Below are 11,470 nucleotides of genomic sequence, written 5' to 3' on the forward strand. Positions count from 1 at the left end.
ACTCCGTTCGGGATTGAAAACCTGCAAGAGCTCATCGAAATGGACCGCGACCGCGCGCGTTGACCTCGTTGTGGCCTACGCCGGATGCTTACGATCTATCTAGGCATTTGTTGGAAGAATCGGAGCCCAAGTGCCAAAACGGATCAGGACGGCATTTCCAGAGCCATCAAAAAAAATGGCATCTGGACGACGTAGTGATCTTGATCCAGAGCATGAAACACCGGCTGTGGCGGTGCTCGACAGCAATGGATATTTTTTCGGCATTGCGGTTCAATCGCGCTGAAATTCTGGGGCTGCCAAGGCGTCCATTCAGATTCAGCCGTCATCACCATTCTCTCAAGGCGACGAGATCCGGATCTCCTGAAAATAGTCGACACCCCACAGTATGCTGTTAAGCCACACGGCCCGCAGATAGAAGCTCGCCATACCGGAGGTCTGCGCCACCATTTCAGAGTTCCAAGCGAAGAATCCGCAGAAGTAAAGAGCGGCGAAGCCATCTATCAGCTTGCCCGCTTCGGTCGGGTTGGGCTTCTCGACGAAGAAAAGAAGGGCTTCGGAGGCCGAAGCATACAGCGAAGTCCTGTAGCAGCTGCTCCTGATATCCGGGCTGTAGACCTTGGTGAACCAATCGAGCACACTCGGCACTTTCAAGAGCGAGTCGCCCTTGTGCCATCACTACTTTCAGGGTTATGTTGTCAGAACACTCAGTTGCCGGGCGGCCACCGAAATACGGGATGCCGTCCCGGACGTCTAAGATAGCCGCGCCCTAAACCGGGTCGTCCCACCGAATAGCTTGAGCTGCCAAGCGGACGTTGGAGCGGGGGCGACGGTTATTGAGGGCCAATCGCTCTACGTCCTGTGAACCCACAAGATTACGCCGCCCATCAGCCTCGTCAACTTGCACCCTCAAGCGATCTCAGTTGAAATAGACGACAGGGGTTGACGCTTCACCCCAAGCATCGCACAGGCGGTCGCAAAATTGATCCATTCCACTTTTTCAAGTTGATTATGACCATCCAGATTGAGGTAGCATCAGTGTCCGGCTCCTGTTACCAAACTTGGAAGCAGACATGACACATCTTTTCAGAACCGAAATTGCTGACAGCTTGGGTATTGCGCTTACACCTGAGGTTCGCGTGCAGGAACTATCGCCCGCGCGTCTTCGATCAGCCTTTGAGGTGTCCGAACTTGCGTTCGCTTCAGTTCACGCCGCTGCATCAGAACTTGGGGCATTGGTCGGCGCAAGGTCTGCCACACTCGATCAACGTCTGACCCTGAAATGGTTCGCCACGACCCTGCGCCCATTTGGGTGGGAGCTTCCATCGGCATGGGACTTGATCGCGGGTGACTATCGTACGGCTGACGGCTGGATCAAGCTGCATACCAATGCCCCGCATCATCGCGCAGCCGCGCTTTCAGTGCTGGATTGCCCGCCAGATCGTGAAGCTGTCGCAGACCGCGTTCAAGCATGGAAAAAGACGGAGCTGGAGGCTGCTATCGTCGACGCAAAGGGAGCAGCAGCTGCAATGCACGATCTCGCCACATGGAGCCAACATCCCCAAGGACAGGCCGTTACCATGGAGGCGCTGATCGCTTGGACCGAAATCGGTAACACAAGAAAACCGGCTGCATTGGCTGGGTTGCGCGTTCTCGACCTGACACGCGTCCTCGCCGGACCTGTTGCAACAAGGTTCCTTGCAGCTTTCGGCGCCCAGGTCCTAAGACTAGATCCCCCCGACTGGAACGAGCCGGCTATTGAACCAGAAGTCACGCTAGGCAAACGGTGCTCTGGCCTTGATCTGAACAAGTTGGATGACCGGAAAGTTTTTGAAGGGTTACTGCCTGAGGCCGATGTGATTGTTCATGGGTATCGCCCAGGTGCTTTAGAAGCGCTCGGTTATGGTGAAGACACATTGAACCGACACGCGCCTGCGGCTATCCAAGTGACGTTGAATGCCTATGGATGGACTGGTCCCTGGTCGGGACGGCGGGGATTCGACAGTCTTGTCCAGATGAGCTGTGGGATTGCGGCTCAAGGTCAGCAGGAGTTTGAACGGGACTGCCCGGTTTCATTGCCCGTTCAGGCGCTAGATCATGCAACGGGTTACCTGATAGCTGCAGCTGTCCTGAGGGCCCTTCGCCTTCGTCAACAGACAGGACAGGTAATGTCCGCACGCCTCTCGCTCGCACGAACGGCAGCGTTGCTTGTCTCTCACCCTGTCGGAAACGCGGCCACAGTTTCGGCCCGGGAAACGGACGCCGATTATGCGCCAGACATAGAAATGACGGGCTGGGGTCCAGCGCGTCGTATCAAATTCCCTGTTTCGCTTGAAGGCAAAGATGCATGCTGGAACTATCCTGCGGGGCATTTGCGTCGTTACTCTGCTGAATGGAGGTCGTCATAGCAAAAGCTAGAGCGCCCGCTATTCGAACGTTCGACAGCATGTTGATTTCCACCGAGAACTGATGGGGTGGACATAACGGCGAACATGATTGGCAAACGGAACTGCAAACCGCGCCCGGGGCGCATCCAGTTTAAATCTCCTGATTTCAATAGCATGGGCTCTGAACCGGACTGTACGCGGTTAACAGGTCTGGAGAATATCGGCCCGGAGAGAACGCTTTCCGGCCTTATGAGGAATGTTCCGGTTAACAGCCCCTTCCGCACAACCCCCGAAAACAACGGAAAAATCCGGCCCCGGACAGATGGGGAGAACGCTTTCGCTGTGGCAAATGGCGGAGGGAGTGGGTCGTATGTCGAACCTTCTCTGCCCTTTAGCATCAAAAAAACGCAGGCTTGTCCGTTACGTCGTGAATTCTGTTAAAGCTTCATCCCTAAGAAGCAGACCTCGCAGCCGATCAATAATTATTCCACCATTTGCCACACAAGTCTCCATAGCGACCCGGCAGCTGCTATGACGCTTCTTGAACTTTTGGAGCTGAGCACACGATTGCTTTGCTACAAAAAAACCGAGCCGTCCGCAGCTGCGCCGTGCAGGCGAAACAATGACTTCGTTAAATCTACTACGGTCACCGTCAAAATTTTCCAAGGATACCTCTCTAATCTATTGCACCAACCACAATTTGCCACAAATCAGGATGAGGCATTTACACCATCAGTGTCCAGTTTTTAGGGACCACCTCACATTCACCCAACGGCATCGGTTTCACACCCGTAGATACCCTCTACCCCAGCTTCCGCTGTGCATCGCGTACCAAGGCGGCGAGGCGGAAGAAGCCATGGGCCATTTTTGAATACGGTGTCAGCACGAAGAATGTCAGCACGGCTCCAAGGTGTAGGGCGAGCAGCGGCTCTAGCGCGGGGGTCTTTCCGAGGGCATATAGCAATAGGCCCGAGGCGCTGACAGCGAAAAGCAGCAGAATAAAACCAAACTCACCACCACGGACATTGGGAGCCTGAAGCTCCGGCCGTCCTATGGCCTTCAGACGCAGCAGGCCAAGAGCGCCGAAGCATAGTAGGATCCCACCCGTTACACCGAAGAGCTTGGGCAGGGAGAAGATGCTGTAAGGCGCGGGCATGTTGAAAGCATAATGCATTATCGTCGCGAATGATGTCGAGGCGAAGCACAAAAGAAAGCCATACATCACCGCCTGGTGCATCGTTCTCCGCTCGTGGGAAAAGCGGTCCTCGTCCTCGAAGTTGCAGCCGTCGCCATGGCCACCGGTGAGGTTGCGCATCGTCGCAGCGGAGCCAAAGGCGTCTTTCAAATGGACCAGCCTGATACGTGCACCGCCGATCCGCTTCCAGTAGCGGCGCAGGGATACGCCCAACGCCAGCAGGGGTAGGATGAAGGCGGGCAGGAAGATCGCTACCATCGCGTTATGCGACAGAACGGAATAGAAACCCTCGCCCCCACCCGGCAGATTGCGCGCTGCAAGAAAGAGCAGGCCAAAGCCGACGATCAGCGCCAGTGCCAGCATGGTGCCGGAGCGATGGAACACCCGTCCGAACGCCGCCGGGAATGCCGCCTCTTCCCAGCTTTCCTGCCGCAGCTCCGCCAGAACTCGAGGCAGGTTCAGCTCGAACTCGTGTGGGGCGGTGTACTGGCAGGCCGAGTAACAATTCTGGCAGTTGTGGCAGAGATTCGCCAGTTGGACGAGATCGGCCTCAGCAAAGGCGCGCTCCGCATGCATCGCGGGAAACACGGCACAGTAGCCCTCGCAATAGCGGCAAGCGTTACATATCTGGGCTTGGCGGCCGGCTTCTTCTAGGGGATTATCGTACATAGTTTGCGGCCTCCGCGCCCGCGATTCGTCCAAATACGGTGCCGATGCTCATGCCAAACCCAGCAAGGTAGCCTTTGCCAAGAATCGATCCGGCCATGGACTCGCCAGCCGCCCAGAGGTTTTCGATCGGGCCGCTCTCATTCTGGCACTGAGCCTTCTCGTCAACCTTCAGCCCGAGATAGGTGAAAGTGACGCCGGTTCGCAGGCTGTAGCCATAGAACGGCGCTTCTGTGATCGGTCTTGCCCAGTTGGTCTTCGCCGGCTCGATGCCTGTCGTGGCCACGCCGTCCTTTTCCATTGGCTGGAAGCCTGCTGCATCGCCACAGGCGGCGTTAAAATCTTCAACCGTGGCCATGAGCTCTTTTCCCGGCAGGCCCATCTTCTCGGCTAATTCAGGGAGGCTGTCTGCCATAATTGGCGGGAATACCGAAGGCATAAAAAGCGGGAAGGACTTGGCGTCGATGATCGAATAACCCACTTGGTCGGGCTGCGCAGCGATCAGCCGGCCCCAGATGGCATAGCGCTTTGGCCAAACGTCCTCGCCCTCGTCGTAGAAGCGTTTGCCCTCTTTATTCACCACTATGGAAAAGGGCACGCAGTCGAGCCGCGTTACGATACCTCCATCATATTTCGGCGCGCGTCCATCTATGGCGACTGCGTGGCACTGGGTCGGATCGCCGACCGAGGACACGCCTTGGTCTAAAAGGTCGCGAAGTACCGTGCCCCGGTTATAGGGCGTGCCTCGGATCAGGAAGTTACGGGCTGGCGGCCCCCAGGCATCAGCGAGCCAGTCGATATCAGCTTGAAATCCGCCCGAAGCAACTATGACCCCGCGCGGTGCAATGCTGCGCTGCTCGCCTTGAAGCTCGTAATCGACCCGTGTCACGCGCCGGCCATGCAGCGCCACGTGCGTGACCGGCGCGTCGTAATGCACCTCGACACCCATCGCTTCAGCGGTTCGGTAATAGGCATTCACAAGCGCTTTTCCCCCGCCCATAAAGAATGCGTTGGTACGGGCTAGCGAAAGCGTGCCGGACAGGGAAGGCTGGAAGTGAACGCCATGCGCCTCCATCCAGGGCAGACATTCTTCGGACTGGCGGATGACTATGCGGGCAAGACTCTCGTCAGTCTGGCCGCCAGTGACCTGAAGCAGGTCGTCGAAGTATTCTTCTTCGCTGTAGCTGTCTACCAAAACGGAAAATGGACCTTCATGCTTGCAGCGGAAGTTCCGCGTGTGGCGGGAGTTGCCGCCGCGATACGGCTTCGGCGCCGCTTCAAGAATAATGACCTTCGCACCCGCCCCTGCTGCTGTGATCGCGGCGCAAAGCGCGGCGTTGCCACCCCCGATAATTGCGATGTCATATTCCGTGTCTGACCGACCCATTCGCATGTCCCCTTGCTGCATAGCGACGACCATATCGGCCACGATTACAATTGATAAATGCAAAAAAAAGCTAGATTATGCCGCTATGCGCATAAAGTTTGATTTCACCGATCTTGAGGCCTTTCTCGTCCTTTCCGAAACCGGCTCTTTCGTTGCGGCGGCGGATCATCTGGGCCTGTCGCAATCGGCTCTGACTCGGCGTATCCGAAAGTTAGAGGAAACTTTTGGCGAGCAACTGTTCGACCGCACCACTCGGTCCGTCCGAATGACTCTTGCGGCCAAACGGCTGCGTTCCCGCGCGCAAGGCCTGCTAGATGAGGCTCGGGAAACGATACGAGAGCTAAAGGACGAAACTGCAGAATTCAGTTTTCAAAACCGAGCTATCGTCACCGTCGCAGCGGTGCCCAGCTCAATTGCGCGAGTGGTTATCCCGGCGGTCGGCCTGTTTTCCGCAGGCAAGAACGAGGCACGGGTGCGCATTCTCGACCTACTCGCCAACGAGGTGGCCGAAGCAGTCGAGGACGGCCAGGCCGATTTCGGCGTTTCCTCCTGGGCTCCACCCGATGGAGCACTTCTGTTCGAACCCTTCTTCGAGGACAAGGTGGTGCTGGCCTTGCCGCCAGATCACCCACTGGCGCAATCCTCCGGCCCGCTGAAATGGGGATCGCTTTCTGGCCAGCGGCTGATCCTGCCCAGTCAGGGTAGCGGCAACCGGGCGCTAATAGCCCGGGCTCTCGCCCCCGAAGGCCTATCGTTGTTCTGGAGTTACGAGGTGCCCCGGACCTCCACCGCGCTGGAGCTAGTACGCGCGGGGCTTGGCGTGGCGGCTCTGCCCCTATCGGCAGTACCAGTGATTGATGGCTTCGGCCTCGCGATCCGCCCGCTCATGAACCCCGTCGTGACTCGCATGATCGGCCTCGTCTATCGCCGTAACAGCACCATTCCGCCCGCCGCCGCCCGGCTGCGTGACCTAATCATGGCCGAGGCACGGCGACGGGCGGAGGTGTAAGGCCACACCCGCGGGAAGTTGAATTTTCCTGCGACAAGGCGTAAAATGTCGAGTACCTGTGGCTTAGGCACCTGGCAAGACTTTTTTGGGAGGCAAGACCATAGCGCGGTTCATTCCAAGTACTACGGCTCTCATCACCTTTGAGGCGGCAGCGCGGCTTGGCGGGTTTTCCCGAGCCTCTGAGGAACTGTGCCTCTCCGAAAGCGCGGTCAGCAAGCAGATCGCCAAGCTAGAGAGCTTCCTCGATCTGCGGCTTTTTAACCGCTCTGCGGGGCGGTTCGGGTTGACAGAAGCGGGCCGCTCCTACGTAATCGAAGTGCGCCGCACGCTAGACAAGCTGGAAGCCGACACCAAAAACGTCGTTAATTTCAAGATGACTAGGAAAGAGTTGTCGATAGCCGCACTGCCTACTTTTTCCAACAAGTGGCTAATGCCTCGACTCGGCACGTTTTTCAAACAACACTCAGATATCATCGTAAACATCCGCGGCAGGATCGATCCATTCGATTTCTCCGAGCTGGAATTCGATGCAGCCGTGCATTTCGCAGACCCACAATGGCAAGGCGTGCGGCAATCCACCTTGTTCAGCGAAGAACTAATCGCAATGGCCAGTCCGAAGCATTTCCCGGTGGACGAGTGGCAGGCCGCCAACTGGCACGGGCCTGGCTTCAATGATGCACCGCTCCTGCACAAGGTCACGCGGGAGGATGCCTGGCGCCGCTGGCTGCTTGGCGCGAGGCTGGATCATCCAAACCCCGCCTCCGGTGCTCAATTCGACACCTTCTCCAACTTAATCGAGGCGGTCCGTTCAGGCCTCGGCATCGCCCTTGTTCCCCGTCTCTATGTGGAGCAGGAGCTAGTGCACGGCGAGCTAGTTCAATTCCACTCCCACACACTACAGGATGAAAAAACTTACATGCTCATCCTGCCCGACCGCGAAGTGCTGCACCCTTCGCTGAATGTCTTCGCGGACTGGTTGCACGACGAGGCGCGCGCCTTCACATCAGCGCGACTGTCAGAGGTAGAGCCTTAACGATGACTAGAGAATCGGGTTCCACGGCGCAGCAAAGAATCGGTAGCCGTCGCCCTCTCGTCCGATAAAACCAAACCCAGGAAAATCGAGATGCATGCCGCCGACCAAAATCTTGTCCGTCGCCGCCATTTCCAGCAGGCGTCGGCGCATCGCCGCAGCAGCAGCTTCGTCACTGTCAAAATCCAGCGTCACATGCGGAAACCGGATCTGGATATGCGGCACATGTACCGTGTCGCCCCAGATCAGCAGAGAGTCGTCCCCATCGGCAATGAGATAAGCCGTATGTCCCGGCGTGTGCCCTGCGATCGGCACCGGGATGACTCCGGGAAACACCTCCGCCTCGCTGGTGAAGGGGCGGAGTTGGTCGCGATAGGCATCGAGCTGTTTGCGCGCCGCGCGAAAATACCGCTCCCTCTTGCGTTCGGGCGCTGCAGCCATGGCGGCATCGTCCTGCCAGTGGCGCATTTCCGCATCGGCCAGCGCTATCTCTGAGGCCGGAAAGACACGACGACCTTCCGCATCGGTCAGACCATTTGAATGATCAGGATGCATATGGGTTAAGAATACCGTCTCGATCTCGTCGATGTCCACCCCTGCGACGCCCAGATGCGCCGGCAGAAATCCCAGCGTCGGCCCCATCGTATGGCCTGCCCCCGCCTCGATCAGTGCGACGCGAGACTTGTTGCGGACAAGATATGAATTTACACAGATCCGCGGCGGCGATTGCAGGTAGGCCGAGCGCATGTGCACGTCAGCTTCTTCCGGAGTAATTCCGTGAAAAATCTCATAATTGGTGTCGAGATACCCGTCGCAGATAGCAGTTACAGTGATCTCTCCCACCTGCCGGTGATAGATGCTTGGAACCTGTTTCATATGTCTCCCCCTCGATACGTCCTGTCCGCGGATCAGGTACGTCCAGATCAGTTGTCTGCGGATCAGTTCCGGGCGAAGATGTGCTCACCCTCGTAGGCAAAGCAGCGGATACGGACCTTGACGCCGAACGCCTCTTCGAAGGCGGCTTCCAGCTTTTCCATGAACTCGCCCAGCAACTCCGGCGTGCGGAGCCCACCAGAGCGTAACTTCACCTCAATGTAACCGGGATGCCCGATAGCGTGCTTGCCGGTCTCGACAAAGATGACATGCACCTTGTCCGGCTCCGCCTTGATCAAGTCGATACAAAGCGCATTGCAAGTTTCGAGGAAGGTCTCGTATGTCTCACTGGGCCGCGAGAGAATTGCCTCAGGCGCGAAAATCGTTACATTAGGCATGAAAAGTCCTTTCTTCGGGAGCGATTGGATGAAAATGACAAATCGCACAAAAGCGTGGCCATAGCGATCTATCGTATCATCAGTTCCGGCAGGTACAGCGTAAGCGAAGGGATCGACATCAGCATGGCTAGCACTATCAGTTCCATCACCACGAAGGGGACTACGCCGTAATAGGCTTCCTTGGTAGTAATCTGTCCCTGTGACGATCCCACCACGGCGAATATGTTTATCCCTACTGGTGGCGTCATGCATGACAACTCGATCAGCTTGACCATGATTATGGCGAACCAGATTGGGTCGTAACCTAGTCCCACAACCAGCGGATGCACGATCGGCACAGTCATGACCATCATCGAGATCGGGTCCATCAGCATGCCGAGCACAAGATAGACCAGCACAAGCGAGGCGATGACCATCCACGGCTCAAAGCCGCTGGCGGATACGAAGTCCAGAACGTCATCAACGAAGCCCGTGACAAGCAGCAGGCGCGAGAACGCGGTACCGCCCATGACTATGAAAAACAACGCCGAGGTGATGACCGCTGTGTCGGCAAAACAGTTCATGATAGCGCCGCGCTGCAGGCGCCGAAGCATAAGCCCAACTAGCAGCACAGCCAACGCACCAACCGCACCGGCGGCTGAGGGCGAGACGAGGCCGGAATATATGCCGCCAACCACGATGAATGACACTATGGCAATCGGCCAGACGGTCTTGAGGCTGCCTATCTTCTCATGCAGCGTGTAGCGCTGCGCTGAAGGCGGGGCCCAGCGGGGCCGGATCCGCACCATAAGGGCGATTCCTGCAAGATAGACCGCACCGGTCAGGATACCGGGAATGATCCCCGCCAGCAAAAGCTGACCAACGGATTCCGAGGTCAAAACTCCGTAAAGAACGATGGTGATCGAGGGCGGGATCATCGCGGCGAAGGTGCCCGCGCCGATTATGCAGCCCGCCGCGATGCCACGGTCGTACCTTAAGGCGATCATCTCGGGAAGGGCGATCCGTGTGAACAGGGCCGCGCCCACAATTGTGGAGCCATTCACAGCTCCAAAGGCCGCTGCGGCGATTGTCGTCGCCATATATAGCCCGCCGCGCACTCGGGCGAGCCACATGTTGGCGGCTTGGTAGATGTCCCTGATTATACCGGTAGCGCCGGCTATCATCCCCATGAATACGAACATCGGGATCGCGGCAAAGGTGTAATTCCCAGCGACGCTGTAGGGAAGCGTCGTGAAGGTGGTAAGTGTGTAGTTCCCACCGACGGACAGCATCATGCCCGATGCGGAAACGAGGATCATCGACACGGCAACCGGCAGGCCAAAGGCCATCAAGCCGAGCATGGCGAAGATCGAACACAATGCGATCAACGTCGGATCCATTAGAGTTTTTCCATCATATTGTTCTGCGCCGGATCCAGCCCGTCTTCAATCGGACCTGTTCTTTGCGGTGCGAAGCCAAAGATCGCGCGCACCAGCTGCCTGGCCGCTTCGGTCACGGCAACGCCAAGCCCAATCGTGGTAACGATCTTCGCTAGCCAAATCGGCACGCGCAGGAAGCCCGCTGACACATCATTATGGCGATAGGCATTCAGAGCACCGATTCCCGAGCGCCATAGTAGGAAGACCAGAACAGCCAGCATCGAGGTCAGGATCACAAATGTGGCGAACTTCCTAAGCCGGGGTCCGTAGTTACTGCTGAACACGTCGACGACGACATGCCCTCCGGTGCGTTGCAAGTATGCAAGGGCAGAGAAGATCGCCACCGCAAGCAGCGCTTCGCTGATCTCCACCGCGCCGACGAACGGCGAATTGAAGAAAGCCCTGCCCGCCGTGTCAATCACACCAATGAGAAGAATGACAAGGATGCACAGACCCGACATGATCAATGCACCTGTTACCAAGTATCCGATCAAGGTTTCGACGAACCAGAGGGGCCCTGTCCCGCGAGGATCTCGCGGGACAGGGTTATTGAGCCCGTTGCTCTTGTCAGCCGGTGCTTCGGGAGTCATTAGTCGGTTCCAATCACACTTCTGATGTCGGCGACGGTGGATTGAGCCGCTTCACACATGTCCATACCGCACATGGATTCAACCCATGCATCAAGCATGTTCGGCACAATTTCGTTGACCTTGTCGAGATCCTCGAATTCCACAAACTCAACGCCAAGTTCGGCAGCTTCTTTCATGGTGGCTTCTTCAAGGGGGGTGAAGCTTTCTTTTTCAAAGGCTTCGGCCACTGCCGCAGCTTCGGAAACGGTCGCCTTGAAATCGTCAGACCAGCTTTCATAGGTATCATATGAGACGAAGCTGGAATAGGCAGCGATAGCTCCGAGGTTGATGTCGCTCCAGTATTTCGCGACTTCACCTATTTTGAGGAACCCCGCACCTTCGATAGACAGGTAGGCGCAATCGAGACTGCCGCGCTGAAGAGCTTCAGGTCGTGTCGCGAAGGTGGTGGAAATTTGAAGGTGGCGTAATCTCCGGGTGAACGAAACCCACCCAACCGGCGGCTGGCACCGCCAAGGAGATC

General features: G+C 57.1%; 11 protein-coding genes. 3 read left to right on the forward strand and 8 right to left on the reverse strand.

Translation table 11 applies throughout. The features are described from left to right. Positions 1–336: 336 nt before the first annotated feature. The gene (locus ACSSV8_RS19350) at positions 337–636 is read right to left on the reverse strand and encodes a hypothetical protein (protein WP_454283558.1); all 300 of its coding nucleotides are present in this window, start codon (positions 634–636) and stop codon (positions 337–339) included. Between the two features lie 434 nt (positions 637–1,070). Here ACSSV8_RS19350 and ACSSV8_RS19355 point away from each other — a divergent pair, with 434 nt between their 5' ends. Further along, on the forward strand, positions 1,071–2,405 hold the full coding sequence (locus tag ACSSV8_RS19355; protein ID WP_454283559.1) for a CoA transferase: 1,335 nt from the start codon (positions 1,071–1,073) through the stop codon (positions 2,403–2,405). 781 nt (positions 2,406–3,186) lie between these two features. On the opposite strand, the gene tcuB is transcribed toward ACSSV8_RS19355, so the two are convergent. Beyond that, complete coding sequence (tcuB, locus tag ACSSV8_RS19360; RefSeq protein ID WP_454283560.1) at positions 3,187–4,248, reverse strand: tricarballylate utilization 4Fe-4S protein TcuB; 1,062 nt, start codon at positions 4,246–4,248, stop codon at positions 3,187–3,189. Beyond that, positions 4,238–5,632 (reverse strand): FAD-dependent tricarballylate dehydrogenase TcuA, encoded by a 1,395-nt coding sequence (gene tcuA, locus ACSSV8_RS19365; RefSeq protein ID WP_454283561.1) that lies wholly within the window; start codon positions 5,630–5,632, stop codon positions 4,238–4,240. Before tcuA ends, tcuB begins: the two co-directional genes overlap by 11 nt. Positions 5,633–5,717: 85 nt before the next feature. Between tcuA and ACSSV8_RS19370 the strand changes: the two genes are divergently transcribed. Next, a complete protein-coding gene (locus ACSSV8_RS19370; protein WP_454283562.1) occupies positions 5,718–6,641 on the forward strand; it encodes a LysR family transcriptional regulator in 924 nt (307 codons plus the stop codon). 85 nt (positions 6,642–6,726) lie between these two features. Next, on the forward strand, positions 6,727–7,674 hold the full coding sequence (locus ACSSV8_RS19375) for a LysR family transcriptional regulator (protein ID WP_454283563.1): 948 nt from the start codon (positions 6,727–6,729) through the stop codon (positions 7,672–7,674). Positions 7,675–7,680: 6 nt separating this feature from the next. On the opposite strand, the gene ACSSV8_RS19380 is transcribed toward ACSSV8_RS19375, so the two are convergent. The 5 genes from ACSSV8_RS19380 to ACSSV8_RS19400 all read right to left on the reverse strand — a co-directional run. Next, positions 7,681–8,547 carry an MBL fold metallo-hydrolase gene (locus ACSSV8_RS19380; protein ID WP_454283564.1) on the reverse strand — a complete coding sequence of 289 codons (867 nt, stop codon included), beginning with the start codon at positions 8,545–8,547 and terminating at the stop codon, positions 7,681–7,683. Positions 8,548–8,609: 62 nt separating this feature from the next. Continuing rightward, on the reverse strand, positions 8,610–8,942 hold the full coding sequence (locus ACSSV8_RS19385; RefSeq protein ID WP_454283565.1) for a hypothetical protein: 333 nt from the start codon (positions 8,940–8,942) through the stop codon (positions 8,610–8,612). A gap of 68 nt (positions 8,943–9,010) precedes the next feature. Continuing rightward, positions 9,011–10,321: a TRAP transporter large permease gene (locus ACSSV8_RS19390; protein WP_454283566.1), complete on the reverse strand. Its 1,311-nt coding sequence runs from the start codon at positions 10,319–10,321 to the stop codon at positions 9,011–9,013. Further along, the gene (locus tag ACSSV8_RS19395; RefSeq protein ID WP_454283567.1) at positions 10,321–10,950 is read right to left on the reverse strand and encodes a TRAP transporter small permease; all 630 of its coding nucleotides are present in this window, start codon (positions 10,948–10,950) and stop codon (positions 10,321–10,323) included. The genes ACSSV8_RS19390 and ACSSV8_RS19395 overlap by 1 nt, the downstream gene beginning before the upstream one ends. Further along, positions 10,950–11,470 (reverse strand): hypothetical protein (locus tag ACSSV8_RS19400; protein WP_454283568.1); only part of this gene is annotated, 521 nt, incomplete at its 5' end. The genes ACSSV8_RS19395 and ACSSV8_RS19400, both read right to left, overlap by 1 nt.

It is taken from the genome of Roseovarius sp. MBR-79 (assembly GCF_053628555.1).

What these genes read in the sequence shown, in the direction of transcription:
- ACSSV8_RS19355 (WP_454283559.1), top strand. Translation starts at nt 1,071, where the DNA reads ATGACACATCTTTTCAGAACCGAAATTGCTGACAGCTTGGGTATTGCG.
- tcuB (WP_454283560.1), bottom strand. Translation starts at nt 4,248, where the DNA reads ATGTACGATAATCCCCTAGAAGAAGCCGGCCGCCAAGCCCAGATATGT.
- tcuA (WP_454283561.1), bottom strand. Translation starts at nt 5,632, where the DNA reads ATGGGTCGGTCAGACACGGAATATGACATCGCAATTATCGGGGGTGGC.
- ACSSV8_RS19370 (WP_454283562.1), top strand. Translation starts at nt 5,718, where the DNA reads ATGCGCATAAAGTTTGATTTCACCGATCTTGAGGCCTTTCTCGTCCTT.
- ACSSV8_RS19380 (WP_454283564.1), bottom strand. Translation starts at nt 8,547, where the DNA reads ATGAAACAGGTTCCAAGCATCTATCACCGGCAGGTGGGAGAGATCACT.
- ACSSV8_RS19385 (WP_454283565.1), bottom strand. Translation starts at nt 8,942, where the DNA reads ATGCCTAATGTAACGATTTTCGCGCCTGAGGCAATTCTCTCGCGGCCC.
- ACSSV8_RS19390 (WP_454283566.1), bottom strand. Translation starts at nt 10,321, where the DNA reads ATGGATCCGACGTTGATCGCATTGTGTTCGATCTTCGCCATGCTCGGC.
- ACSSV8_RS19395 (WP_454283567.1), bottom strand. Translation starts at nt 10,950, where the DNA reads ATGACTCCCGAAGCACCGGCTGACAAGAGCAACGGGCTCAATAACCCT.